This is a genomic window from Mesorhizobium sp. CNPSo 4661 (genome assembly GCF_057784215.1).
The window spans coordinates 152309-178340 of record NZ_JBWGIO010000003.1 but is presented as its reverse complement, the minus strand read 5'-3'; the positions used below and the strand labels follow the sequence as shown (position 1 = coordinate 178340).

The window sequence follows — 26032 nt, the reverse complement described above, 5'->3', positions numbered from 1 at the left end:
CGCATGACCGATAAGCTCGACGCAGCGAAATTGACCGATCGCGTCGCGGCGCTCGTCGAGGCGGCCAGGCGCGCCGGCGCCGACGCGGCCGACGCGGTCGTGGTGCGCGGCCGCTCCGCCGGCGTGTCGGTTCGGCTGGGCAAGGTCGAGGGCACCGAATCGTCGGAGAGCGAGGATGTGTCGCTGCGCGTCTTCGTCGGCCAGCGTGTGGCGAGCGTTTCGGCCACCGCCGCATCCGACCCCAAGGCGCTTGCCGAGCGTGCCGTGGCCATGGCCAGGGTTTCGCCCGAAGATCCGTTCCAGGGCCTCGCCGATCCCGCGCTGCTTGCCCGCAATCTGCGCGATCTCGATCTCTTCGACCCGACGGAGGTATCGGCGGACCAGCTGAAGGAAGCGGCGCTTGCGGCCGAAGCGGCCGCATTGGCGGTCAAGGGCGTGACCAATTCCGCGGGCAGCAGCGCCGGCGCCGGCCTGGGCGGCATGGTTCTCGCCACCTCGCATGGCTTTGTCGGCCAGTATGTCGGCTCGCGTTTCTCGCGCTCGACCAGCGTCATCGCGGGTGAGGGAACCGCGATGGAGCGTGACTACGAATTCTCCTCGCGCCAGCACTTCGCCGACCTCGACGCGCCGGAAGAGATCGGCCGCAAGGCGGGCGAACGCGCGGTGCGCCGCCTCGGCGCCCGCAAGGCGGCGACCGGCCCGGTCGACGTGGTGTTCGATCCGCGCGTCGCGCGCGGCATAGCCGGCCATCTGGCGGGCGCCATCAACGGCGCCGCGGTCGCCCGCAAGACCAGCTTCCTGCGCGACATGATGGGCAGAGAGGTGGCGTCGGCCGCGATCACCGTCACCGACGAGCCTTTGCGGCGGCGTGGCCAGGCCTCGCGCCCCTTCGATGGCGAGGGCGTCGAGGGCGAGAAGCTGCTGATGGTCGAGAAGGGCGTCTTGAACCACTGGTTCCTGTCGACCTCTGCCGCGCGCGAGCTCGGCCTCGTCACCAATGGGCGCGGCTCGCGCAGCGGCTCGTCGGTTTCGCCGTCCTCGACCAACCTTGCCATCGAGCCGGGCGGGCGTTCGCCGGAAGATCTGATCGCGTCGTTGAAGAGCGGCTTCTATGTCACCGAGGTCTTCGGCCAGGGCGTCGACATGGTGACCGGCGAATACAGCCGCGGCGCCTCCGGCTACTGGATCGAGAACGGCGCGCTGGCCTACCCGGTGGCCGAGGTGACGATCGCCTCGAACCTGAAGACCATGTTCCTCAACATGGTGCCGGCGAACGATCTCGACCGCAATTTCGGCACGGCGGCGCCGACGCTCCTGATCGAAGGGATGACCCTTGCCGGCGCTTGACCAATTGACCTCGAGCCAGGCCCGCGAAGACCTCGCTTTGCTGCGCGATGCCGCTCGCGAGGCCGGCGCCATCGCCATGCGCTATTTCGGCAACAACCCGCAGGTGTGGATGAAAGGCGGCACCTCGCCGGTGAGCGAGGCCGACCATGCGGCTGACGCCTATCTGCGCGAGACCTTGCTTCGGGCGCGTCCGGATTATGGCTGGCTGTCGGAGGAGACCGCCGACGACCATGCCAGGCTGTCGGCCCGCCGCACCTTCGTCGTCGACCCGATCGACGGCACGCGCGGCTTTCTCGATGGCCTGCATTCCTGGTGCGTCAGCGTAGCCGTGGTCGAGGCCGGGCGCTCGCTCGCGGGCGTGCTCGAATGCCCGGCCAAACGCGAGACCTATTGGGCGCTGCCGGGTGAGGGCGCCTATCTCAACGACAGGCGCATCCATGTCCGTCCGCTTGGGCAGGACGTCGATATCGGCGGACCCAAGCCGCTGGTCGACTTGATGCCGCAGGCCTGGCAGGGAAGGCTGCGGCGCACGGCCTACATTCCTTCGCTTGCCTATCGGCTGGCGATGATCGCCGCGGGCAAACTCGACGCGACCTTCGTCAAGCCGAGCGCGTATGACTGGGACATCGCAGCCGCCGATCTCATCCTCACCGAGGCCGGCGGCGCATTGATAGACCGCACCGGCAAGCCGCCGCGCTACGCCGGCGAGGTGATCAATCACGGCGCGCTCGCGGCCGGCAGCGGCGAATTGCTCGGCGTGCTTGCCGGGGTCATTGCCGGGCTTGACGAAGGGTGAGGCGGTCGGCGGTTCCAATACCGGCAGCTTTGGTCTAAAACCTGTCACGAATTCATAAGCATGCGAAGGATCGGCATGGCCGTGGAAGACGGAAAGAAGCAGCTTTTGCACCTGGTTTTCGGTGGCGAGCTGAAAAAGCTGGGTGGAACCGAGTTCCGCGATCTCGAAACCCTCGACATTGTCGGCATCTATCCCGACTATCAGACCGCGCTTGGCGCCTGGAAAGCCAAGGCGCAGGCCAGTGTCGATAATGCCCATATGCGTTATTTCGTTGTTCATCTGCACCGTCTGCTCGATCCAGAATCGAAGGTCGGCGGTTGACGTCGATGGAGCATGAAGCGGTGAAAGGGGCGACCGGGCGGCGCGCCGCCACGCGCGGCGGAACGCGCACGCTGTGGCGGCGCATCCGTGAGCCGTTGGCGCAGTCGAGTTTCGTCAAGAACTTCATCGCCAACCTGTTCGCCTGGTTCGTGCGGCTGATTCGCGTCACCAGCCCGCTCGTCGAAGGCTCGACCCAGGTAGCCGGCGGCGCTTACGCGCATCTCGAGCCCGGCATCATAGCGCTCTGGCACGGCCAGCATCTTCTGACCCCAGCCTATTATCCCAAGGGCCGGCAGCTGGTCGCCATGGTCTCGCGCAGCGCCGACGCCGAGCTCCAGGCGCTGATGATCGAGAAATTCGGTATCGAGGCGGTGCGCGGCTCCGGCGGTCGCAACAGTTCGAGGCATCTCGACAAAGGCGGCGCCAAGGCCTTGATCGCGCTCAAGAAGTCGCTCGTCGCGGGCAAGAACGTCGCCATGATCGCCGACATTCCGAACGGCACGCCGCGCGACGCCGGGCTTGGCATCGTTCTCCTGGCAAGGCTTTCCGGCCGGCCGATCCTGCCCTCGGCCATCGCCACCAGCCGGCGCAAGGTGCTGGAGAAGAGCTGGGACAAGACCACCATCAACCTGCCTTTCGGCCGCTCCGCGGTTATCGTGGGGCCGCCGGTCTTCGTACCGGCCGATGCCGACGATGCCGAGATGGAGCGCAAGCGCCAGGAGGTCACTGCCTCCCTCAATGCCGCAACGGCCGAGGCCTATCGCCTCGTGGATAGCGGCAAATGAGCGAGCGTTGGGCGCGCGTGGTCCTCACCGCCTACCGCTATGCGGGGGCGGCCGCCTATCCGCTGATCGGACCCTATGTCGCCTGGCGCGCCTCGCGCGGCAAGGAGGACCGCGTCCGCCGGCGCGAGCGCTATGGCGTAGCCGGCCGTCCCCGTCCGGAAGGGCCGGTGATCTGGATCCATGCCGCAAGCGTGGGCGAGACGATCGCGGTGGTGCCGCTGGTCGAGAGCATCCTCGACTATGGCGTCAACATCGTCCTGACCACCGGCACCGTGACCTCGGCCAAGGTCGCCGAAGAGCGCCTCGGCAGCCGCATCATCCACCAATATGTGCCGCTTGATCTGAAGCCCGCGGTAAGCCGCTTCCTCGATCACTGGCGGCCGGAACTGGCGATCATCGCCGAATCGGAAATCTGGCCGATGACCATCCTGGAACTTGGCGCCCGCAACGTGCCGCAGGTTCTGGTCAATGGCCGGCTGTCCGACCGCTCCTTCACCTCGTGGAAGAAGCGCGCCGGCGTCGCCGAGGCGCTGTTCGAGAACCTCGCCCACGTCATCGCCCAGTCGGATGCCGACGGCGAGCGGTTTCGCGCGCTCGGCGCCCGGCCGGTTACCGTATCCGGCAACCTCAAGGTCGACACCAACCCGCCGCCCGTCGACGAGCGGGCTTTGGCCACCCTGCAGCGCCAGATCGGCGATCGTCCGACCTGGGCGGCGATCTCGACCCATGACGGCGAGGAGGTCGTGGCCGCCGAGGTCCATGCCAGCCTGCACAGGCGCCATCACGGGCTCCTGACCATCATCGTGCCGCGTCACCCCGACCGCGCGGATGCGCTTGCCGCGCAGATTTCCGGCATGGGCCTGACGGTGGCAAGGCGCAGCAAGGCCGACCGCATCTCGCCCGACACCGATATCCTGCTGGGCGATACGATCGGCGAAATGGGCCTTTACCTGAGGCTGACCGAGATCGCTTTCGTCGGCCGCTCGCTGACTTCGGAAGGCGGGCAGAACCCGCTCGAGCCGGCGATGCTCGAAACCGCCGTGCTTGCCGGCCGCAACGTGCAGAATTTCCGCGAGGCCTATCAGCGCTTGCTCGACAGCGGCGGCGCCAAGCTGGTGCGCGACCGCGACATGCTGGCCGGCGCCGTCAATTTCCTTTTGACCAACGAAGCGGCACGCCACGAAATGATGGCGGCGGGTGCCGCCACCGTCGACGAGATGCGCGGCGCGCTTGCCCGCACGCTGAAATCGCTGGAGCCCTATATCCAGCCGCTGGTCGTCAAGGCGCGCCTGAAAGGCGCAAACGGGCGCTAGATCATGATCCCAAAAATCGGGACCGGTTTTTGGAAAAGCTCATGCGCGAAGCCGAGGCGCATAGGGCCGGCGCGATGACCAGCGAAGCGCCACCCTTCTGGTGGGAAAAGCCGGACTGGCGTGTGCTCGCGCTGTCGCCGGCTTCGGCGGTCTACGGCCTGGTGGCGGGCCGCCGCATGCGCCACGCTCCGCGCGAGAAGGTCGCAGCACCCGTGCTGTGCGTCGGCAACCTCACCGTTGGCGGCAGCGGCAAGACGCCGGTCGCCATCGCTTTGGCCAAGCAAGCCAGGCGCATGCAGCTTACCCCAGGCTTCCTGTCGCGCGGCCATGGCGGTTCGTTCGCCAAGCCGCATGTCGTCGACGCGCATCACGACGCCGCCAAGCATGTCGGCGACGAGCCGCTGCTGCTCGCCGAACACGCGCCTGTCGCGGTGACGGCCAATCGCGCCGCCGGCGCGAAGCTGCTCATCGAGGGACATGGCTGCGACTTCCTGATCATGGATGATGGCTTTCAGTCGGCGCACATCCACATAGATTACGCGCTGGTCGTGGTCGACGCCCGCTTCGGTGTAGGCAACGGTCGCGTCATCCCGGGCGGGCCGCTCCGCGCCAAGGTCGTCGACCAGCTGGTCTTCACCAGCGGCTTGCTGAAGATGGGCGAGGGGGCCGCCGCCGACGGCGTCGTGCGCCAGGCCGCGCGCGCTGGACGGCCGATCTTCCTGGCGCATGTCGAGCCGGCCGACCCGTCACGCTTCGCCGGCCGCCGCTTCCTGGCCTTCGCCGGCATCGGCCATCCCGAGAAATTCTTCGACACGGTGCGCGGCGCGGGCGGCGAAGTCGCGCTTTCGCGCGCTTTTCCGGACCATCATTTCTACGCCCAGGACGAGCTTGCCGATCTCCTGGTGCTCGCCCGGCAGGAGGGACTGCGCCTCGTCACCACGGCAAAGGACGCCGCGCGGCTGCGCCATGGCGAGACGCCCGCCGGTTTCCTCGACCAGCTGGACGTGCTCGATATCGAGGCCGTGTTCGAGCTCGATCATGTGCCCGAACGCATAATCGACGAGACGCTAGACGCCTGGCGCCTGCGCAAGATGCGGGGTTGAGCGGCGCCCGCCGTCAATTGCCGTTGATCAGCCGGCGGAAGTAGCGAACCGTTTCGCCAAGCCCATCCTCGAGGGCGACGCGAGGGGACCAGTCCAGCGTCGATCGCGCCAGATCTATGTCGGGTTGGCGCTGTTGGGGATCGTCTTGCGGCAGGGGCTTGAACTCGATCTTGGACTTGCCGCCGACAATGCCCAGCACAAGTTCGGCCAGTTCCAGGATCGTGACTTCCGACGGGTTTCCAACATTGAGGGGGCCTACGAAATCGTCGGGCGTAGCCATCATCCGAACCATCGCGTCGATGAGGGCGTCGACGTAGCAGAAGCTGCGCGTGTGGCTTCCGTCGCCGTAGATGGTTATGGGGTCGTTCCGCAGGGCCTGGACGATGAAATTGCTGACCACGCGTCCATCCGACGGATGCATGCGAGGCCCGTATGTATTGAATATGCGCAGCACCTTGATGGGTAATTTCGACTGGCGCCAGTAGTCGAAGAACAGCGCCTCGGCGCATCTCTTGCCTTCGTCGTAGCAGCTGCGCGGTCCGATCGGATTGACGTGGCCCCAATAGGCCTCGGTCTGAGGATGGACTTGCGGATCGCCATAGACCTCGGATGTCGATGCCTGAAGGATCCTGGCTCCGGAAGCGCATGCAAGATCGAGCATGTTGATCGCTCCATAGACGCAGGTCCTGGTCGTCTCGATCGGAATGCGCTGATAGTGGACGGGCGAGGCCGGGCAGGCGAGATTGAAGATCTCATCCGTTTCGACTTCGAGAGGCACGGTAACGTCGTGCCTGAGAAACTCGAAATTTGGATTGCCCAGAAGGTGACGGATGTTTTCTTCCGAGCCGGTGGAAAAATTGTCGGCGCATATTACCTGCCGTTCTTGGGCCACCAGCAAGTCGCATAGATGCGAACCGATGAAGCCGGCGCCGCCGGTCACAAGAGCCTTCACGATAACCCCCGTACCCATCGCCCTTTGGTGTCTATAGCCCCGGAAGCGCGAAAGTGTCAGCATTGAAATGACGGCCTAGGGCCATCAGCCGGGAAGGGAAGGGTGGCCGCTTCTAACCCGCGCGGCGCATCGCCTTCAGGATCGTTTCGTCGCGCTCGACATTGAGTTTGCTTTCGAAGTCGAAATGCCAATCCCTGTCGCGCAGCGCTGAAGTCGAAGCATCGCCGCGCCGGATTTTCTGGTCGAGGTCGGCAAGCGATCGCGACCAATAGTGATTGATCCTCAAGATATCGAGCTTGGGGGGCATGCCGGGCACGATGGTCCGTCGATGGGTATCGAGCCCTTCACCGGACAGGAATTTCGACAGATGGACGCCAACCTTGTAGACCATGCGAGGGTTGACGATTGTCTTGGCCGTCGTGATGTCCGGCCCGGCTCGCATCGTGTAGGCTTCGACCACCGGACTTTCCGGCCTTTCGACATGGCCGGAGGAACCGTAAAACGCCTGCCAGACACAGACGCCCGGCAGGTCGCGATAAGCGTTAAGGACGGAGCGCACGTCACGCCCGTCGGGCGCGAAAAGAAACTCGTCGATATCGAACAGCCCGATCCACAATGCTTCATGCCAGTGCCTGCGGATACAATCCTTGTAGGCCGACAACTGCCCTACCGGCCGCGGCCAGTCGACCAGCGTAACAAGCCCTTCCTGGATGAACGGGTCCAATACGGCTTTGAAGTCGTCGGTCGAGAAGTTGTTGTACAGATAGAAATGCTCAAATCCCACACTCTGATGGAACCTGACCCATTCGGCCAGGAACGGCGCTTCCTCACGGAAGATGGCGCAGGCCGTCAGCTTGAACCGTGGGGCTTTCGATACCGCCCGATCGCGCAATCTCGCGCGCATGATTAGTGGCATGCGAACGGCAGTCTTGAGAGAATTCTTTAGGTTTTTCAATGCAATACCCTAAGCGCGGTCGAAATTGATGGCCACGGCGCCATGGGTTCGCATGGCCTATCCCCGCTTGCGCAATTCCGGGTGCATCTCGATCTCGCGGGCAAGCGAGACAGCCGCGTTCACGTAGGGCTCCTGCCGGGCGACGCTCCAATATTTGAGCTCGTCGAGGGGAATGTTCTCGCCCGTCACCGCGCAGCGCACGAAAGAGCCGGGACTGGTGACCTGGAAGGCGCCGTCGAGATAGCGGATCCGGGCTTCCCTGCCGCCCGGGCCTTCGAAACGATTCATCATGGAAGGACGCTTGAGTTCATCGGGTTTCAATCGCCACAAATCGCAAGCAACGTCAAGCTTGACGCAATGCTCATGCAGTATGGCTGAGCGGCAAAATGCTTTCCGGAAACCGGCATGGACATCACCTCGACCCGCCTGAACACGCTGATCAATGAGGCTCTCACGCCGCAGGCGGTGCCGTCGCCGAAGGCCGATCCGGCGACGACGGCTTTGATCAAGGCGCTGGTCCAGCCGCCGGCGCCGACGACGGGGCAAGCGGCGCAAATCGCGGCCCAGTCGCTGCAAAGCGCGCAGCCGCGCCAGGCCGCTCAGGCATCGCAACGCCTGTCGTCCTCCGAGGTCGAGGACGCCTACCGGGCCGTCATGGAGCCCGATGCCGCCACCGACGATGCGCCGGCAAGACCCTCGACGGCTAGGGCGGCGAGGGACACCGATCAGGCTCCGCGCGGCTTCGTCCCGCCACCGGCAGCGGTTGCCGACAATACGTCCAGGCCCGTGGTTGCGCCGGTATTGTCGACATTTTCGCCGACCGTCGCTTCCGCTTCAGCGTTGGTGGCGGCCAACGCCAACGCGCCTCAGCCGCGCGGTGCCGCAGTCCGTCCGGCTGGACACGCTCCGCGATCGGAGCCCGCGCCGATATCCCTTTGGACGATCTCGGTCGTCACCGCCATCGTCTCGGCGGTGACGGCAACGATCATGGTGCTGTTGCTCCGCTGATCCCGCTTAGACGTCATCCTGCAGGAAAGTTTCCAGCTTTTCCGGAGCAAGCCCTGCCTGTTCGGCAATGCGCCTGGCAAGGTCCGCCGCCGCAGCGCGCGGCCGGCCGACCGGGCGGTCCATCCAGTAGGAGACCGGATTGAGCGCAACGCGCTCGTCGACGGCGACGATACGGCCGGACCCGAGCTGGTCCGCCGTCAGCGGCGGTCGCGCCAGCGCAATGCCCAGCCCGTGTGCCGCAGCATCCAGCACCAGGTTATAGTCCTCGAAACGCCTGTCCTGCGGGCGTGGGCGATAGTCCACGTCCTGCGCCGCGAACCAGGCGCGCCAGGCGGAAGCGTCGGAATCGTTGATCAGCGGGAATTTCAGCAGTCGCGCAGGGTCGCCTCGTCCGATCTCCTTCGCCAGTTCCGGCGAGGCGATCGGGAAAACATGCTCCTCGAAAAGCTGCACCGAGACGCGGCCCGGAATGCGGCCGCGTCCGCAGCGCACCGACAGGTCGATGCCTTCGTCGGCGAGGTCGGCCTGGCGGTTGTCGACGTCGAGCACGATACGCAGCTTGGTCGGATGGTTCTCCAATTCCGCCATGCGCGGCATCAGCCACAGCCCGCTCACCGACGGGATCGAGGCCAGCCGCACCACGGCGGTGCCGCGCGGCTCGACCCAGCGGTCGGAGTTGACCGAGATCAGCGCGAAGGCCTCGGCGGTCCTCAAATGCAGGCGGTTGCCCTCGATCGTCAGCGTCACGCCGCGGGCGTTGCGCTCGAACACTTTCAAGCCAAGCCAGCCCTCCAGCTTGGCGATCTGGCGGCTCACCGCGCCATGGGTGAGGTTGAGCTTTTCGGCCGCCGCGGAAAAACTCCCTGTCCGCGCCGCCGCGTCGAAGGCGCGCAAGGTTTCGAGCGGCAGTATCTGGTCAGAGCTGTGATCCATGCTCACAGCTGACCCTCGAATTGGTCGTTTGTCAATTGGCCGGCAATGCCGTTTTCTGCCTCCATGACACAGAAAGACGAGGCTACGGCAATGAGCGCTTACACCGGCACGTTGAATGAGACACAGCGCATGGACACCACCGCGGCGGTCGCGGTGACGTTGACGGTCATCGGCTGGGCCTCGGCTTTCCCGGCGATCCGCGCCGGCCTTGGCGCCTTCCAGCCGCTGGAGCTAGGGGCGCTGCGCTTCGCCATCGCGGCCGTTCCGGCCGCCATCTTCCTCGCGGTGAAGCGCCCGGCGCTGCCCAGGATCGACGAGCTGTGGCGCTTCGCCTTCGGCGGCGCCATCTTCGTCGCGCTCTACACCGCCATGCTCAATTTCGGCGAGCTTACCGTCTCGGCGGGCGCGGCCGGCTTCATCATCAATGTCAGCCCGATCTTCACCGCCATCATGGCCATGGCGCTGCTCGGCGAACGCTTCTCGGGAATCGCCTGGCTCGGCACCGTCATCTCCTTTGCCGGCATCGGCATCATCGCGGTGGCCGACGGACACGGCCTGCATTTCAACGCCGGCGCGCTGCTGGTGCTGGGCTCCGCACTTTGTTCGGCCGTCAACACCATCGTGCAGAAGCCGCTCTTTGCCCGCCATCATCCGCTGACGATCTCCGCCTCCAACATGGTGCTCGGCGCGTTGTGCCTGTCGCCGTTCCTGCCGGAAGCGTTTTCGCAGGCAGCGGTCGCCAACACCGCCGGTCTCGGCGCGGTCATCTATCTCGGCATCGTGCCTTCATTGATCGCCTATGCCGCCTGGGCGACCGCGCTTTCCCGCCTGCCTGCCGCGCGCGCCTCGAACTTCCTCTACCTCGTCTCGCCGACCTCCGCCTTGATCGGCTTCTTCTGGCTGGGCGAAGTGCCATCGCTGCTCGGCATTCTCGGCGGCGCGCTGGCTCTGGGCGGCGTGATCGTGGTGAATTTGAAGCGGTAATTCAAAACGCTGCAGTCGTTTGCGGACTTAAAATCTCGAGTACCCCCGCGGTGATGCAGACACGCGCCAGGCGGGCGGCTATGGTGAGCCGCTTTCGGGGAACGCGGCGGTGATCGGGATGGCAGGACGGTTCGTATGCGCAATTTCTTGCGTACTGCTGCTGTGCGGGAACGCCGCCGCGGGCTGGTATCATGTGGAAAATTACGAAGGGTCCATCGGCTCCCAGCCCGTTCATATCTCGCTTCAGACCTATGACGGGTTCGGCAGCGGCATAACGGTCGAGGGCAGTTACTTCTACGACGCCAAGCAGAGCCCAATAGCGGTGTACGGCAAGATCACCGGCACCAGGCTCGCGCTCTGCGAGATCTCGGGCAAGAAGGAATTCGACCGGGTATTGATGGTTGGATCAAAGACCCCTGTCGACACCGCCGGATGCCCGTTTTCCATCGACATGACCGAAAACGGCGCGACAGGCACCTGGAGCAAGGGTGCCGACACATATCCCGTCACGCTCAAGAAGGTCGCCAGCCTGGACGACAAAGGTGAGATAAAGATCGACGGGACCATCGAGATTCCCTTCTGGGCCGAGACAGCCGCCGACAGGTTTGCCGGTATCTATGCGGACACCGACTCAGGCACTTGCATGAAGAAAATGCAGGTCATCAAGAAGCGCAGCGGGAAGGTCGTTCAGGAAATCGCCTTCAAGGATGATGACGCCTGCAGCGCCGGCATGCTGATGACGTCCATCTATATGAACGTCGAGAAGTGGGTCGAGGGAGGCAAGGACGTCATTTCCGTGAATTTTAGCGGCGGTGGCGCCGGCCATACTGAGGACTATGCCTTCAGCCCCAAGGCGAACAAATATCGCAAGAGAAAATGAAATGGGCGTCAGGCTAGCGCGTTTCACCGTTTCACGGAAACGGCGAACCGCACTATCTCTTTGTTTTTACGCAATTCCGGACGGAAAACCGCTCACACTTTTCCTGGAATTCCTCTAGCGCTCACCGCCGTCCGAACAGCCTTTCGATATCGGCGAGCTTGAGCTCGATATAGGTCGGGCGGCCGTGGTTGCAGGTGCCGGACCCCGGCGTCGCCTCCATCTGGCGCAGCAGCGCGTTCATCTCCTCGGCCTTGAGCAACCGGCCGGACCGGACGGAACCATGGCAGGCCATGGTCGCGGCTATTCTGTCCAGCCGCTCCTTCAGCGTCTCGACCGTGTCGTTGTCGGCGATCTCGTCGGCGAGGTCGCGCACCAGCTGCTGCACGTTGGTCTCGCCCAGCATCGACGGCGTCTCGCGCACCGCCACCGCGCCCGGGCCGAAGCGCTCCAGGCCGAGGCCGAATTTGGCCAGCGTGTCCGAATGCATCGCCAGCCGCTCGGCATCCTCTTCCGGCAGGTCGACGATCTCGGGCAGGAGAAGCATCTGCGACGGCACTGCGCGCGAATGCAGCGCGTTCTTCAGCGCCTCATAGACCAGTCGTTCATGCGCCGCGTGTTGGTCGACGATGACCAGCGAATCCCGCGTCTGGGCGACGATATAGTTCTCATGCACCTGCGCCCGCGCCGCGCCCAGCACCATGCCGAGCAGCGCTTCGGCCGGCTCGGCCATGCCGGCGCGGATATCGGCGCTGGCGAGCGGGCCGGTGTCGAAGGCGACCTGCTCGTTTTCGGCGAAGCCATTGGCTAGCGATCTGGCCTCGCCATAGCCCATGTCGAGCGGCCGCTGTGGAGAACGTGTCGGATCGAAACCGTTGGAGCCGGAAGCACGGTAGGCCGCGTCATAGCCTCGGTGCCCATTGGCCGGGCCGGGATGCGAATAGGGCGCAGCACCCGGCCGGAACGCCGCCATCATGCCGGCAGCACCCGTGGTCGCGGCGCGGATGCCGGCGCCGGCCAGTGCCTCGCGGATGGCGCCGACGATCAGCCCGCGCACCAGGCCGGGATCGCGGAAGCGCACATCGGCCTTGGCCGGATGGACATTGACGTCGACGGTCGAAGGATCGAGCGACAGGAACAGTACGGTGACCGCGTGCCGGTCGCGCGGCAGGACGTCGGCGAAGGCGCCGCGGATCGCGCCGGCGATCAGCTTGTCGCGCACCGGCCGTCCATTGACATAGGCATATTGCTGCAGCGCGTTCGCCCGTGTGTAGGATGGGATCGAGACGTGCCCGGCAAGATGAACGCCATCGCGCATGGCATCGATGGCAATGGCGTTGTCGGGAAAATCCTTGCCCATCACCTGCGCGACACGGGCAAGGCGACCTTCCGGCGTGTCGCCCGTCGCCGGCAGTTCCAGCGTCGAGCGGTCGGAGCCGGCAAGCGTGAAGCGCACGGCCGGGAAGGCGATGGCGATGCGCTTCACCACATCGCTGGTGGCCGAGCTTTCGGCGCGCTCGCCCTTCATGAATTTCAGCCTGGCCGGCGTGGCGAAAAAAAGGTCGCGCACCTCGACGGTCGTGCCGCGATTGGCGGCAGCCGGCTTCACCGGCGAGACGCGGCCGCCGTCGATGCCGATCTCGGCCGCGCTGTCGCCGCTTGCCGTGCGCGAGCGGATCGACAGCCGCGCCACCGAGCCGATCGAGGGCAGCGCCTCGCCGCGAAAACCGAGTGAGCGGATGTCGTGGATATTGTCGGAAAGCTTCGAGGTGCAGTGGCGAGCAATCGCCAATGCAAGCTCCGGTTCGGCTATGCCCGAGCCGTCATCGGTGACGCGGATCAGGTTCAGCCCGCCGCCCGCCGTGACGATCTCCACGCGCGAGGCGCCGGCATCGAGTGCATTCTCGACCAGCTCCTTCACCACGCTCGCCGGACGCTCGATGACCTCGCCGGCGGCGATCTGGTTGATCATCGTTTCGGAAAGCTGGCGGATGGGCATCAGAGGATTATAGGCGGATTCGAGGTGTGGGCAAAAGCTGCACGTACCATGGAGGAGGCTGGCGGGACAGCACCCCCCTCCGGCCTGCCGGCCATCTCCCCCGAAAGGGGGGAGATCAAATGTCACCTGGATTTTCGCCAATCGCCAACGTCTCAAGGATGGCGGGACGCATGAACCGCCAATCTCCCCCCTTGCGGGGGAGATGTCCGGCAGGACAGAGGGGGGTGTGAAGGATCGCTACGATCGTAATTGCGTGACGACGCAACTAAGCCTGCGCCACAAGCCAGTCCCTGACCCTGCGCGCGTTGTCGCTGAGGTCGCGGTTCTTCGGCCAGATCACGTGGAAGCCGATGCCGGTCCGCATGACATGATCGGTCACCGGCACCAGCAGCCCCGAAGCCACCAGGCGCTCGACCAGATGCCGCCACCCAAGCGAGATGCCTTGTCCTTCCATCACCGCCTGGATCACCAGGGCATAGTCGTTGATGCGCAAGCCCCGCTCAGCATTGCGTAGGCTGGTTCCGGCCGAAGCGAACCATTCGTCCCAGTTCGGCGCCTCGCGATAGGGCTCCTCGAGATGGATCAGCCGGTGCGTCGCCAGTTCCTCGACCGTTTTCGGCTTGCCGAACTTGGCGAGATAGCTCGGCCCCGCCACCGGGAAGATCTCTTCCTCGGAGAGCGACAGCGAGTGATAGTCCGGCCAGTCGCGCGGCACGCCACCGCGTACGCCGAGCGGAATGCCCTCGGCGATGATGTCGAGGTCGCGGTCGGCGGTCTGGATGCGCAGGTCAATGCCCGGCAGTTCGTCGCGGAACTGCTGCAGGCGCGGCATCATCCAGAACGAGCCGAAAGCGGTCGAGGCAGCTAACGTCACATGCCCGCCGGTCGCCTGCAGGCGCAGGTCTTCCGCCGATTTGCGGATGTGCGACAGGCCGAGCGAGACGTCGGCATGGAAGCGCTCGCCGGCTTCCGTCAGAAGCACCTGGCGGTGGCGGCGCTGGAAGAGCTTGGCGCCGAGCTGCTCCTCCAGGCCGCGCACGGCATAGGAAACGGCGGCCTGCGTCATGCCGAGCTCGCGCCCGGCAGCGGTGAAGCTCGACAGCCGGCCGGCGGCTTCGAAGACGATGAGGCTGCCCGCGGAGGGCAGGAGGTGGCGCAGGCTTCGCATAAGTACAACTTATACAGAAGATCAGGATTTTCCAGCGTCACAGCCATATTTTGCCTCGCTAATTTGGGTGGCGGGAAGAAGGAGGCTCCATGAACGCACCGGCCGTTGAATTGACCGAACAGACCCACCGCCGCGGCGGTGGCCGTCTTGGCCGCAAGGCGCTGAGAAGCGCGCCGATCGCGTCCTTCCCGACCCTTGTGCGCAAGATCCCCGCCTACGAGATCGTGCCCGACGAGGCGGTGGAATTGATCCATGAGGAATCGCTCAAGATCCTCGAGGAGGTGGGGTGCGAATTCCGCGACGACGGGGCGATCGAGCTCTGGAAGGCGGCCGGCGCCGATGTCAGGGAAACGCGCGTCCGCATCGACCGCGCGCTCTTGATGGAACTCGTCTCGAAGGTTCCGGCGGAGTTCACCCTCAATGCACGCAACCCCGAGCGCACCGTGCGCGTCGGCGGCAAGAATTCGATCTTCGTGCCGATGTATGGCGCGCCCTATGTCCGCGACCTCGACAACAAGCGGCGCTATGGCACGCTCGCCGACCTCAATAATTTCCACAAGATGGCCTACATGGCGCCGGCGCTGCATTCGTCGAGCTCGGTCATCTGCGAGCCGATGGAAATCGCCGTGCCGAAGCGGCATCTGCACATCATCCATTCGGCGCTGAAACATTCCGACAAGCCGTTCATGGGCATCGTGACCTCGAAGGAGCGCGCCGAGGACACGATGGCGATGGCTGGCATCGTCTTCGGCGAGGAGTTCGTGCGCGACAACCCGGTGCTGGTGGCGATCACCAACTGCAATTCGCCGCTGGTGTGGGACGCCACCATGATCGACGCCATGCGCGTCTATGCGAGCAACAATCAGCCGCTGATCCTGGCGCCTTTCGCGCTCTGCGGCGCCTCGACCTCGGCCTCCGCCGTCGGCGCGGTGGCGCAGGTCAACGCCGAGGCGCTGGCCGGCGTGGCTTTGACCCAGCTCATCCGGCCCGGCTCGCCGCAGATCTACGGCCAGTTCATGGTCACCGTCGACATGAAGACAGGCGCGCCGATGGGCGGCACGCCGGAGGCGGCCCAGATGATGTATCTGATGGGAGCGCTGGCCAGGAAATACAAATTGCCGTGGCGCACCTCCGGCTTCCATGTCGGCTCCAAGCTCAATGACGCCCAGGCCGGCTATGAGGCGAACATGCTGATGCATGCCGCGATCCTCTCCGGCGCCAATTACATCTGGCATTCCGCCGGCTGGCTGGAGGCGGGTCTCACCTGCGGCTATTCGAAATTCGCCACCGACTGCGAGCAGCTGGTCGGCTGGTACAAATATGCCGGCGGCGTGCCGTTCGACGATTTCAAGGAGGCTCTTGCCGCGATCCGCGAGGTCGGGCCGCAAGGGCACTTCCTCGGCACCCAGCACACGCTCGAGCATTTCGAGAGCGCCTTCTTCATGCCCAACATCATGGATTTCAATTCCTTCGAGCAGTGGAGCGCCGAAGGCGCCAAGGACCACGACACGCGCGGCCGCGAAAAGGCGCGCGTCATGCTCGCGGACTACCAGGAGCCGAAGCTCGACGAGGGCATTGCCGAGGGTCTCGCGGATTTGATCGCGCGGCGTGAGGAAATGCTGCCGGACAGCGTTAGTTGATAGACGACAGTTCACACAAACGGGCGGAGACCCGAAGAAATCAATGGGAGAACGAAAATGACACTTTTCAAAAGCAATGGTGACCGGGTCCCGGCCGCTATCGAAGCGATGGCCGAGGAGGCGCGCGCCGGCCGTGTCGACCGGCGCGAATTCCTGGCCCTGGCCAGCGCCTTCGGCGCATCGACGGCTTTCGCCTATGGCATGCTCGGCCTTGCGGCGCCGACCAGGGCGCTCGCCGACGAGCCCAAGAAGGGCGGAACGCTGCATGTCGCGATGTCGGTCAAGGCGCAGAAGGATCCGCGCACCTATGACTGGACGGAGATGGCGAACGTCACCCGCACGTGGCTGGAGCCGCTGGTGCGCTACACCCATCAGTTCACCTTCGAGCCGGTGCTGCTCGAAAGCTGGGACATCAATGACGACGCCACCGAATACACGCTGCATCTGCGCAAGGGTGTCACCTGGAACAATGGCGATGCCTTCAACGCCGATGACGTGGTCGCCAATCTGAACCGCTGGTGCGAGAAGGGCGCGTCCGGCAATTCCATGGCCGCCCGCGTCGGCGCGCTCATCGACACCAAGACCGGCAAGGCCAAGGATGGCGCGATCACCAAGGTCGACGACCATACGGTGAAGCTGAAGCTCAACGAAGCCGATATCGCCATCATCCCGGGCTTCACCGACTATCCGGCCCTGGTCGTGCACCGCGACTTCGACAAGGACGGCGCCGATCCGATCAAGAAGCCGATCGGCACCGGAGCGTTCGAGCTGGTCTCCTACGATGTCGGCCAGAAAGCGGTCGTCAAGCGCCGCGAGAACGGCAAATGGTGGGGTGGCGAGGCGCCGCTCGATGGCGTGGAGTTCATCGACTACGGCACCGACTTCAACGCCACGCTCAATGCCTTCGACTCCGGCGAGGTCGACGTCGATTTCGAGACGCCGGCGGACTACATCGACCCGCTGGACAAGATGGGCCTGGTGAAGTCGGAGGTTGCGACGGCGACCACGCTGGTTGCCCGCACCAATGTCACGCATAAGCCTTATGACGACAAGCGGGTGCGCAACGCGCTGCAGATGGCGGTCGACAACAACCAGGTCATGCAGCTCGGCTACAATGGCCGCGGCACGGTTGGCGAGAACCATCACGTCGCCCCGATCCATCCCGAATACTACCCCCTGCCCAAGAAGGAGCGCGACGCCGCTGGCGCCAAGAAACTGATGGCCGACGCCGGCCAGGCCGACTTCGAGCACGAGCTGATCACGGTCGAGGACGAATGGCAGAAGAACACCGGCGACGCGATCGCCGGCCAGCTGCGCGACGCCGGCATCAAGGTCAAGCGCACCGTGCTGCCCGGCTCGACCTTCTGGAACGATTGGACGAAATATCCTTACTCCATGACCATCTGGTACATGCGTCCGCTCGGCGTGCAGGTGCTGGCGCTCGGTTACCGCACCGGCGAGGCCTGGAACGAGACGGCCTTTTCCAACCCGGATTTCGACGCCAAGCTCAAGGAGGCGCTGTCGCTCATCGACGTTGGCAAGCGCAAGGAGGTGATGAAGGATGTCGAAGCGATCCTGCAGGACTCCGGCGTCATCATCCAGCCCTTCTGGCAGAAGCTCTACTGCCACATGAACAAGAAGGTGAAGAACTACTCGATGCACCAGACCTACGAAATGGACTTCCAGAACGTCTGGCTGGATGCCTGAGCGCGCCTGGACTTCATGAGCCGCAAAAAAGCCGATATGCAGGAAGCGTGGTGGCGATCTTGCCACCACGCCGCCGAACCTCCGGAGATCCTGCATGAAGCCGATAGTGCTCGCCGCTGCCATGTCGATAGCCTTGCCCGGCGCCGCGCTGGCGGGGCCGGCATCCAACGCCGTGAAGTTCTTTTATGTGCCTTCGGTGAAGTTCGAGGCGGACGCCAAATACCGCGACCGCTTCACCGGCCCGGTGACAAAGCTGTTCGAAGCCAACGACAAAGCGCAGAAAGAGAAGCCCGACGAGGTGTCCTGCATCGATTTCGATCCCGGCCTCGACGCCCAGGATTTCGATCAGAAGACCTTGTCGAAGACGCTGAAGCTAACCGAGACCGTCAATGGCGACACCGCCGAGGTGACGGCCAACTTCAATCTTTTCCCGGAAGGCGATGACTCCAAACGCGAAATGGTGTGGTCGCTGAAGAAAGTGGACGGCAAGTGGAAGATCGCCGACATCACCTCCAAGACCAGCGACTGGAAGCTCAGCGCGCTGGAATGCGGCGCCTCGACGGAGTGACGCCGTGCTTCGCCGTCTCGTCCTTGCGCTGTCGAGTTTGTCGATGCTGGCCGCGGGGCTGAACGGCGCCGCCTGTGCGCAGGGGCTCTTCGGCGCGCCGCCGCCGAGCGCGTCCTCAGGCGACAATGCGTCCTCGGACAACAAGTCGCCGCCCGCGGTCGATAAGTCGCCGCCTGCGGTCGATAAATCGCCGCCTGCCACAACGCCGGAAAGCAAGCCGGCTGAACCAGCGCCCGTCTCTCCTGTCCTGCCCGGATCACCGACGGCGGTGGTCAAGCCCTTCTACGAGCATCTCGGGCTCGAGCTCGATCCGTCCCAGCGCAAGAACTTCGTCGATCCGGCCAAGACGGTGCTCGACAAGAGCGACGCGTTGCGCGCCTCGGGGCAGGGCGAGTGCCTCGACCCCAACATGGCGCTCGACAATTCAGATTACGACAAGCTCGCCATCGACAAGAGCCTGCGCACTATCGAGGCCGTCAATGGCGACCAGGCCAAGGTGGTGGTCGCCTTCGTCGTCGAGGGCCACCAGCACCGGCTGGAATGGAAGCTGAAGAAGGTCGGCGGCGGCTGGAAGGTCTCCGACCTTTTGTCGGTGACCGGCGAATGGGCGCTCAGCCAGTACCAATGCGAGTGATGGCGATCCGCTCAACCGCGCCCGCGATAGGGCGCAACGCCGGTATCCGGCAGCCATACGTCCTTGGGCGGCGCGCCTGTCTGCCAGAAGACGTCGATCGGGATGCCACCGCGCGGGAACCAGTAGCCGCCGACGCGCAGCCAGAGCGGCTTGGTCGCCTCCACGATGCGGCGGCCGATCATGACGGTGCATTCCTCATGGAAGGCGCCATGGTTGCGGAACGAGGTCATGAACAGCTTCAGCGACTTCGATTCCACCAGCGTCTTGTCGGGCGCGTAGTCGATGACGATGTGGGCGAAGTCGGGCTGGCCGGTGACCGGGCAGAGCGAGGTGAATTCCGGGCAGGTGAAGCGCACGATCGCCGGCGGGCCGTCGCCGCGCTGGAACGGCACGGTCTCCAGGACCGCCTGTTCGGGGCTCTGTGGCGTCTCGACGTGCTTGCCGAGCTGGGAGAGGTTCTTGGTATCGGTCATGGGCGGCTCCTAGCTGCCGCCGATTGTCCGGGCGGCAGGAAAACGAAGTGCGGAAATTACGCCGCGATCTTTCAGACGCAGCGGATTTGGGCCGCTCATTAGCATCGGACCGAAAAGTGCGCAGCGGTTTTCGGAAGAATCCAATGCGTGAAATGGAAGCGGGAGCGACACGACGCTTCCGCACAAATTGAAACGGCAGGAAGACGATGATCAGCAACGACCCGCTTCTCCAACCCTACCAGCTCAAGCACCTGACGCTGAAGAACCGGGTGATGTCGACCAGCCATGAGCCGGCCTATTCCGAGGACGGCATGCCGAAAGAGCGCTACCGGCTCTACCATGCCGAGAAGGCCAAGGGCGGCATGGCGCTGACCATGACGGCGGGCTCGGCGATCGTCTCGCGCGACAGCCCGGCTGCCTTCGGCAATCTGCATGTCTATGACGACCGCATCGTGCCGTGGCTCGCCGAGCTGGCGGATGCCTGCCACGAGCATGACTGCAAGGTGATGATCCAGATCACCCATCTCGGCCGGCGCACCGGGTGGAACAAGGCTGACTGGCTGCCGGTGCTTTCGGCCTCGCCGGTGCGCGAGCCGGCGCACCGCGCGTTCCCCAAGACCATCGAGGAATGGGACATCGAGCGCATCGTCGCTGACTATGCCGCGGCCGCGCAGCGCTGCCAGGCGGCCGGCCTCGACGGCATCGAGTTCGAATCCTACGGCCATCTGATGGACGGCTTCTGGTCGCCCGCCACAAATCACCGCGACGACGATTTCGGCGGCTCGCTCGACAACCGGCTGCGCTTCACCGACATGGTGCTGGACGCCGTGCGTACGGCGGTCGGTGAAAAATTCGTCGTCGGCATCCGCATGGTCGCGGACGAGGATTTCGAGAAGGGCCTGCCCAAGGAGGAAGGCGTCGAGATCGCCAGGCGGCTGGCCAATTCAGGCAAGGTCGATTTCCTCAACATCATCCGCGGCTCGATCGAGACCGATGCGGCGCTGACCAAGGTCATCCCGGTGACCGGCATGCGCTCCTCGCCGCATCTCGATTTCGCCGGCGAGGTTAGGGCGGCGACGAAGTTCCCGACCTTCCATGCGGCGCGCATTTCCGACGTCGCCACCGCGCGCCACGCCATCGCCACCGGCAAGCTCGACATGGTCGGCATGACGCGCGCCCATATCGCCGATCCGCATATCATCCGCAAAGTGATGGAAGGCCGCGAGCACGAGATCCGCCCTTGCGTCGGCGCCACCTATTGCCTGGACCGCATCTATGAGGGCGGCGAGGCGCTTTGCGTCCATAACGCCGCGACCGGCCGCGAGGCGACCATTCCGCACATCATCGCGAAAAGCGAAGGACCGAAGAAAAAAGTCGTGGTGGTGGGCGCCGGCGCCGGCGGCCTGGAAGCGGCGCGCGTCGCGGCCGAACGGGGCCATCAGGTGACGGTGCTCGAAGCCTCTAGCCAGGCAGGCGGCCAGGTGCGGCTCGCGACGCAGAATCCGCGCCGCAAGGAATTGATCGGCATCATCGACTGGCGGTTGGCCGAGCTCGATCGCCTCGGCGTCGAGATCCGCTACGACACCTGGGCCGAGAAGGACGACGTGCTGGCATTGGCGCCGGACGTGGTGATCGTGGCGACCGGCGGTATGCCGCAGAACCCGCCGCTGACGACCGGCGACAATCTGGTCACCTCGAGCTGGGACATCATGGCCGGCAGCGTCAAGCCGGCCGAGAATGTCCTGCTCTACGACGACAATGGCGGCCATCAGGGCATGGGCGCGGCGGAGCTGATCGCCAACAGCGGCTCGAAGCTGGAACTGGTCTCGCCGGAGCGCTTCTTCGCGCCGGAAATGGGCGGCCTGAACCATGTGCCCTATATGCGCGCCTTCCACGAGAAAGGTGTCACCGTCACCATCAACACCCGCCTGCGCTCGGTGCGGCGCGAGGGCAACCAGCTTATCGCCGAGCTGGCGTCGGACTTCGCCGACGGCTGGCGCGGCGAGCGGCGCGTCGACCAGGTGGTGGTCGAGCATGGCACCGCACCCCTCGACGATCTCTATCTGTCGCTGAAACCCTTGTCGAAGAATGGCGGCGCGGTCGACTACGAGCGGCTGGTGAGCGGCGGCGACATTTTTCCGCAGCGCAATCCGGAAGGCGGCTTCGTCATGTTCCGCATCGGCGACGCGGTCGCCTCGCGCAACATCCACGCCGCCATCTATGACGGCATCCGGTTCGGGATCAGGATCTGATCGACAGACCGCCGCGCGCGAAAGAAAGCGCCGAATAGGATTGTGTCAGCACCGGGGTTGCACGCTCCCGCGGTCAGCTTTACCGCTACGCCCAAAATCATTTGTATATGCTTGTATGTATAACCAATGATCGGTTAGTCTCGCGGGCGAGGACAGGCCGGCAAGGCCAAGGAGGATCGACAATGCGCAATGCTTCCCTCTTCGACCTGTCGGGCAGGAAGGCGCTCGTCACCGGCGCGAGCCGGGGCATCGGGCGCGGCATCGCTGAGGCGCTGAGCGCCGCCGGCGCCGCTGTCACTGTCACGGCGCGCAGCCTCGCTGCGCTCGGGGAGACGACGGCGGCGATCCGGGCCTCCGGAGGCGTTGCGCACGCCATCGCCCTGGACGTCATCGACGTCGCCCGTTGCCGCGCCGCGACCGCCGAGGCCGCCGAGCTGCTCGGGGGTCTCGATATTCTCGTCAACAATGCCGGCATGGAAGAGGTCAGGCCTTCGCTCGACGTCGACGAAGCGCTCTGGGACAGGATCGTCGACACCAATCTCAAGGGCGCCTTCTTCTGCGCCCAGGCAGCCGCCCGCCTTATGCGCGACGCCGGACGGCCCGGCGCCATCATCAACATGTGCTCGCTGACCTCCGAAGTCGGCATTCCCACGGCCGTGCCCTACGGTTCGTCAAAATCGGGCCTGCTCGGCATGACGCGAGCTTTGGCGGCGGAATGGGCCGGTCTGGGGATCAGGGTCAACGCCATCGCTCCCGGCTACTTCAGGACGGCGATGACCGAGGTGTTCTACGCCGACGAGGCGTGGCAGCAATCGATGCTCGCCAAGATCCCGCAGCATCGCTTCGGCGACCTTTCGGACCTGCACGGTATCGCGGTGTTCCTGGCCTCGGATGCCTCGGCCTACATCACCGGGCAGTGTTTCCCGGTGGACGGGGGCTTTCTTGCCTCGATCTGACGCGGCTTGCCGTGGCCAGCCCGATGGCAGGGCGCAGAAAAATGCTGGCGATGCTTATACATACATGTATATACTTTTCCCGAGTTTCTGAGGAGCAGCCATGTCCGACGTCAGCTTCCACGACCTGTCATCCGCCACCCCCGAACAGCGGGCGAACCTGCTGAAGCGCGCCGAAGCCGACCTGTCGGTCTTCGTTGAAAAGGTCCGCCCGATCATCGAGGCGGTCAGGACCGAAGGCGACGCGGCCCTGCTGCGATTCGCCCGGGACCTGGACAAGGCCGATGTGGCCGCGGGCAGTCTGAAGGTTTCGGAAGCCGAGTTCGATGCGGCCTTCGACAAGGTCGACAAGGATGTCGTCGACAGCATCCGCTTCGGCATCGAGAACATCAGGCATTTCCATGAGGAACAGCGTCCGGAGACGATGTGGCTCAAGGAGGTCCGGCCAGGCGCCTATGCTGGCGATCGATACACGCCGATCGCCTCCGTCGCGCTCTACGTCCCGCGTGGCAAGGGCGCTTTCCCGTCGGTGACCATGATGACCTCGGTTCCGGCCGTCATCGCCGGCGTGCCGCGGATCGCGATCGTGACGCCGCCGACCTCGGACGGTTCCGTCGATGCCGCGACCCTGGTCGCCGCCCGCCTTGCGGGGGTCGAAACCGTCTACAAGTGCGGCGGCGCGCATGCGGTCGCGGCTGTTGCCTATGGCACCGAGACGGTGAAGCCCGCGCTCAAGATCGTCGGGCCTGGCAGTCCCTGGGTGGTGGCGGCAAAGAGCCTGCTGTCCTCGATCCTCGATACCGGTCTTCCAGCCGGCCCTTCGGAGGCGATCATCTTTGCCGACGACAGTGTCGACGGCGGCCTCGCCGCGCTCGACCTTCTGATCGAGGCCGAGCACGGACCGGATTCCTCCGCCTATCTCGTGACGCATAGCCGCAAGGTCGTCGACGCTGCCCTGGCAGCACTTCCCGAGCACTGGTCCCGCATGAGCGAGCAGCGCGTCGAGTTTTCGCGCGCGGTGCTGACCGGCCAGCGCGGTGGCATCGTGCTGACCGCATCGCTGGAGGACAGTTACCGCTTCATCAACGACTATGCGCCCGAGCATCTCGAGATCCTGTCCAAGGAGCCGTTCGCGCATCTCGGGCACATCACCGAGGCGGCCGAGATCCTCATGGGTCCGCACACGCCGGTGACGCTCGCCAATTTCGTTCTCGGGCCGAATGCGGTGCTGCCCACCAGCCGCTGGGCGCGCACCTACGGGCCGCTTTCGGTGACGGATTTCCTCAAGCGCTCGTCGGTCGGCTATGTGACCTCGGCCGCCTATCCGGAGCTTGCCGGGCATGCCCGCAGGCTCGCCCGCTATGAAGGGTTCAGCTCGCACGAGAACGCGGTCTCGGAAATCCGCGACCGCTATCTCGGCGGCTGACGGACCGGCGCGATGAAAGCCGCCAGACTGCATGGCCCCGGCGACCTGCGCGTCGAGGATATCGCCGCGCCAGGGGCTCCCGACGCCGGCTGGGTGAAACTGCGTGTCGATGCCGCCGGCATCTGCGGTTCCGACCTCCACAATTTCCGCACCGGCCAGTGGATAAGTCGTGCGCCGTCGACGGCCGGCCATGAGCTGACCGGCACGGTGGTTTCGGTCGGCGAGGGCGTCGACATGGTCGCCATGGGCGATCGGGTCGTCGCCGATTCCCGTTTCTGGTGCGGAGAATGCGTGCAATGCCGCGCGGGCAGACGGCATCTATGCGCCTCGCTGGGCTTCGTCGGTGAAGTATGCGACGGCGGCTTTGCCGAAGAGGCGCTCCTGCCTGCGCGCCTGCTGCATGTCATCGACGCCGCGCTCGACGAAAGGGTGGCGGCGATGGCCGAGCCGCTCGCCGTGGCGCTGCATGCCGTGCGGCGCCTGCCAAGGACAGCGGCTTCAGTGCTGGTCGTCGGCTGCGGCACCATCGGCGGCCTGGCGGCGCTGCTCTTGTCGCGGACGTTCGGCGGCAAGGTGCTGGTCGCCGATCGCAATCGGGCGCGCTGCGAGCGTGTCGCCGGCGTGACCGGCGCCACGATCGTCGATCTCGACCGCGAGGCAATTGCCGCCGCGCTCCACGGAGCGCCGTTGCTTGCGGCCATCGAGGCCACCGGCAGCATCGCCGCGCTCAACCAGTTGCTGGGTGCTCTGGGTTCCGGCGCCTCCGTGGCGCTGGTCGGCATTTTCCACGGTCGCCTCGAGATCGACCCCAACATGCTGGTCGAGCGCGAGATCGCATTGCTGGGATGCCATGCCTTCGCCGATGAACTGCCCGACGCCATCGGGATGCTGGCGGACCTGTCCGGGCCGCTGATCGGCCTGATCGATCGCGAGATCGGCCTGGACGACGTTCCGGCCGCCTATGAGCGCCTGCTGGCGGGGCAGGGCGACGGCTTGAAAACCATCATCCGGATGCTGCGGCCTGCCGGTGCGTGATTGCCGACAGCTTGCCGGAAAGGACATGTGAAACATGAATACGTTGCCCGATACGGCCAGCCCTCTCTACGAGAAGGTCAAGGACTACATCCTGACCAACATTGGAACAGGCAAATGGAGCAAGGACCGCAAGCTGCCGTCCGAAAATGAATTCGTGGCAGTGCTCGGCGTGTCGCGGATGACCGTTCACCGCGCCTTGCGGGAGTTGACCTCGGCCGGCTTCCTGATCCGGCTGCAGGGCGTGGGGACATTCATCGCGCCGCCCCGGCCGCAGTCGACGCTGATCGAGATCAACAACATCGCGGCCGAGATCGTCGCGCGCGGCAACAGGCATCGCTCCGAGGTTCTCGTCCTCGAAAGGATCACGCCGACCAAGGAGCTCTCGCTGTCCTTCGAATTCGCCAAGCGCGCTGCTGTCTATCATTCGGTGGTCGTCAACTTCGAGAACGACCTGCCCGTTCAACTGGAAGAGCGCTTCGTCAATCCGGGCCTGATACCCGACTACGACAAGCAGGATTTCTCGAAGACGGCGACCTACGATTACCTAATGCAGAAGACGCCGGTGACCGAGGTCGAACACATCATTTCCGCCGTCCCGGCCGATGCCGAGACGGCGCGGCATCTCGCCATCGACATCGGCAGTTGCTGCCTTCTCCTGCATCGCCGGACCTGGACGGGCGCGGTCGTGGCCACCGTCAGCAAGCTGACATATGTCGGCAGCCGCTACTCGCTCGGCAGCCGCTATTCTCCCTCCCGCAAGACCTGAAACGGTTGGGATTGTTCGTGCCCCTGGCGTCAGTCAT

Annotated in this window: 25 protein-coding genes; 18 read left to right on the top strand and 7 right to left on the bottom strand. The window is 64.9% G+C overall.

What is annotated here, in order from left to right; all coding sequences use genetic code 11:
- Positions 1 to 3 precede the first annotated feature (3 nt).
- The 6 genes from AC0YKC_RS05610 to lpxK all read left to right on the top strand — a co-directional run bounded on the left by AC0YKC_RS05610 (position 4) and on the right by lpxK (position 5665).
- Positions 4 to 1347, top strand: coding sequence for a TldD/PmbA family protein (locus AC0YKC_RS05610; protein ID WP_320297407.1), 1344 nt, complete (start codon positions 4 to 6; stop codon positions 1345 to 1347).
- Positions 1334 to 2143 (top strand): 3'(2'),5'-bisphosphate nucleotidase CysQ, encoded by an 810-nt coding sequence (locus AC0YKC_RS05605; RefSeq protein ID WP_488510418.1) that lies wholly within the window; start codon positions 1334 to 1336, stop codon positions 2141 to 2143. The genes AC0YKC_RS05610 and AC0YKC_RS05605 overlap by 14 nt, the downstream gene beginning before the upstream one ends.
- A gap of 75 nt (positions 2144 to 2218) precedes the next feature.
- Entirely contained in the window at positions 2219 to 2464 is a 246-nt protein-coding gene (locus AC0YKC_RS05600; RefSeq protein WP_320297405.1) for a DUF4170 domain-containing protein, read from the top strand.
- A gap of 5 nt (positions 2465 to 2469) precedes the next feature.
- Positions 2470 to 3249 carry a lysophospholipid acyltransferase family protein gene (locus AC0YKC_RS05595; RefSeq protein ID WP_488510563.1) on the top strand — a complete coding sequence of 260 codons (780 nt, stop codon included), beginning with the start codon at positions 2470 to 2472 and terminating at the stop codon, positions 3247 to 3249.
- Positions 3246 to 4562 carry a lipid IV(A) 3-deoxy-D-manno-octulosonic acid transferase gene (gene waaA / locus AC0YKC_RS05590; RefSeq protein WP_488510417.1) on the top strand — a complete coding sequence of 439 codons (1317 nt, stop codon included), beginning with the start codon at positions 3246 to 3248 and terminating at the stop codon, positions 4560 to 4562. Before AC0YKC_RS05595 ends, waaA begins: the two co-directional genes overlap by 4 nt.
- 74 nt (positions 4563 to 4636) lie before the next feature.
- The gene (gene lpxK, locus AC0YKC_RS05585; RefSeq protein WP_488510562.1) at positions 4637 to 5665 is read left to right on the top strand and encodes a tetraacyldisaccharide 4'-kinase; all 1029 of its coding nucleotides are present in this window, start codon (positions 4637 to 4639) and stop codon (positions 5663 to 5665) included.
- A 13-nt stretch (positions 5666 to 5678) separates the two neighbouring features.
- Here lpxK and AC0YKC_RS05580 read toward each other — a convergent pair whose 3' ends face one another.
- From AC0YKC_RS05580 to AC0YKC_RS05570, 3 genes are all read right to left on the bottom strand, one after another.
- Positions 5679 to 6635 carry a UDP-glucuronic acid decarboxylase family protein gene (locus tag AC0YKC_RS05580; RefSeq protein WP_488510416.1) on the bottom strand — a complete coding sequence of 319 codons (957 nt, stop codon included), beginning with the start codon at positions 6633 to 6635 and terminating at the stop codon, positions 5679 to 5681.
- A 94-nt stretch (positions 6636 to 6729) separates the two neighbouring features.
- A complete protein-coding gene (locus AC0YKC_RS05575; RefSeq protein ID WP_488510415.1) occupies positions 6730 to 7521 on the bottom strand; it encodes a glycosyltransferase family 92 protein in 792 nt (263 codons plus the stop codon).
- A gap of 108 nt (positions 7522 to 7629) precedes the next feature.
- Positions 7630 to 7863 (bottom strand): DUF2093 domain-containing protein, encoded by a 234-nt coding sequence (locus AC0YKC_RS05570; RefSeq protein WP_488510414.1) that lies wholly within the window; start codon positions 7861 to 7863, stop codon positions 7630 to 7632.
- A gap of 114 nt (positions 7864 to 7977) precedes the next feature.
- Here AC0YKC_RS05570 and AC0YKC_RS05565 point away from each other — a divergent pair, with 114 nt between their 5' ends.
- A complete protein-coding gene (locus AC0YKC_RS05565) occupies positions 7978 to 8580 on the top strand; it encodes a hypothetical protein (RefSeq protein WP_488510413.1) in 603 nt (200 codons plus the stop codon).
- A 6-nt stretch (positions 8581 to 8586) separates the two neighbouring features.
- On the opposite strand, the gene AC0YKC_RS05560 is transcribed toward AC0YKC_RS05565, so the two are convergent.
- A complete protein-coding gene (locus tag AC0YKC_RS05560) occupies positions 8587 to 9513 on the bottom strand; it encodes a LysR substrate-binding domain-containing protein (RefSeq protein ID WP_488510412.1) in 927 nt (308 codons plus the stop codon).
- A 90-nt stretch (positions 9514 to 9603) separates the two neighbouring features.
- Between AC0YKC_RS05560 and AC0YKC_RS05555 the strand changes: the two genes are divergently transcribed.
- Both AC0YKC_RS05555 and AC0YKC_RS05550 read left to right on the top strand, forming a co-directional pair.
- Positions 9604 to 10497, top strand: a complete 894-nt coding sequence (locus tag AC0YKC_RS05555; RefSeq protein WP_320297399.1) for a DMT family transporter — start codon at positions 9604 to 9606, stop codon at positions 10495 to 10497.
- Positions 10498 to 10615: 118 nt separating this feature from the next.
- A complete protein-coding gene (locus AC0YKC_RS05550) occupies positions 10616 to 11377 on the top strand; it encodes a hypothetical protein (protein WP_488510411.1) in 762 nt (253 codons plus the stop codon).
- Between the two features lie 121 nt (positions 11378 to 11498).
- On the opposite strand, the gene mutL is transcribed toward AC0YKC_RS05550, so the two are convergent.
- A complete protein-coding gene (mutL, locus tag AC0YKC_RS05545; protein WP_488510410.1) occupies positions 11499 to 13373 on the bottom strand; it encodes a DNA mismatch repair endonuclease MutL in 1875 nt (624 codons plus the stop codon).
- 265 nt (positions 13374 to 13638) lie between these two features.
- A complete protein-coding gene (locus tag AC0YKC_RS05540; protein ID WP_434722368.1) occupies positions 13639 to 14541 on the bottom strand; it encodes a LysR substrate-binding domain-containing protein in 903 nt (300 codons plus the stop codon).
- Positions 14542 to 14630: 89 nt separating this feature from the next.
- On the opposite strand from AC0YKC_RS05540, the gene AC0YKC_RS05535 reads away from it, so the two are divergent.
- From AC0YKC_RS05535 to AC0YKC_RS05520, 4 genes are all read left to right on the top strand, one after another.
- A complete protein-coding gene (locus AC0YKC_RS05535) occupies positions 14631 to 16181 on the top strand; it encodes a trimethylamine methyltransferase family protein (RefSeq protein WP_488510409.1) in 1551 nt (516 codons plus the stop codon).
- Between the two features lie 57 nt (positions 16182 to 16238).
- Entirely contained in the window at positions 16239 to 17888 is a 1650-nt protein-coding gene (locus tag AC0YKC_RS05530) for an ABC transporter substrate-binding protein (RefSeq protein ID WP_434722370.1), read from the top strand.
- A 94-nt stretch (positions 17889 to 17982) separates the two neighbouring features.
- Positions 17983 to 18456: a DUF3828 domain-containing protein gene (locus tag AC0YKC_RS05525; RefSeq protein WP_488510408.1), complete on the top strand. Its 474-nt coding sequence runs from the start codon at positions 17983 to 17985 to the stop codon at positions 18454 to 18456.
- Positions 18457 to 18460: 4 nt separating this feature from the next.
- Positions 18461 to 19090 (top strand): YqhG/Tai3 family protein, encoded by a 630-nt coding sequence (locus AC0YKC_RS05520; RefSeq protein ID WP_488510407.1) that lies wholly within the window; start codon positions 18461 to 18463, stop codon positions 19088 to 19090.
- An 11-nt stretch (positions 19091 to 19101) separates the two neighbouring features.
- Here AC0YKC_RS05520 and queF read toward each other — a convergent pair whose 3' ends face one another.
- Entirely contained in the window at positions 19102 to 19563 is a 462-nt protein-coding gene (queF, locus tag AC0YKC_RS05515) for a preQ(1) synthase (protein WP_320297392.1), read from the bottom strand.
- A 206-nt stretch (positions 19564 to 19769) separates the two neighbouring features.
- Between queF and AC0YKC_RS05510 the strand changes: the two genes are divergently transcribed.
- The 5 genes from AC0YKC_RS05510 (at position 19770) to hutC (ending at position 25995) form a co-directional block, all read left to right on the top strand.
- On the top strand, positions 19770 to 21815 hold the full coding sequence (locus tag AC0YKC_RS05510) for an NADH:flavin oxidoreductase (RefSeq protein ID WP_320297391.1): 2046 nt from the start codon (positions 19770 to 19772) through the stop codon (positions 21813 to 21815).
- 182 nt (positions 21816 to 21997) lie between these two features.
- Positions 21998 to 22771 carry an SDR family NAD(P)-dependent oxidoreductase gene (locus AC0YKC_RS05505; protein ID WP_488510406.1) on the top strand — a complete coding sequence of 258 codons (774 nt, stop codon included), beginning with the start codon at positions 21998 to 22000 and terminating at the stop codon, positions 22769 to 22771.
- Between the two features lie 100 nt (positions 22772 to 22871).
- Positions 22872 to 24194 carry a histidinol dehydrogenase gene (hisD, locus tag AC0YKC_RS05500; RefSeq protein ID WP_488510405.1) on the top strand — a complete coding sequence of 441 codons (1323 nt, stop codon included), beginning with the start codon at positions 22872 to 22874 and terminating at the stop codon, positions 24192 to 24194.
- A gap of 12 nt (positions 24195 to 24206) precedes the next feature.
- A complete protein-coding gene (locus AC0YKC_RS05495; RefSeq protein ID WP_488510404.1) occupies positions 24207 to 25229 on the top strand; it encodes a zinc-dependent alcohol dehydrogenase in 1023 nt (340 codons plus the stop codon).
- Positions 25230 to 25263: 34 nt separating this feature from the next.
- Positions 25264 to 25995, top strand: a complete 732-nt coding sequence (hutC, locus tag AC0YKC_RS05490) for a histidine utilization transcriptional repressor HutC (protein WP_488510403.1) — start codon at positions 25264 to 25266, stop codon at positions 25993 to 25995.
- Positions 25996 to 26032 lie beyond the last annotated feature (37 nt).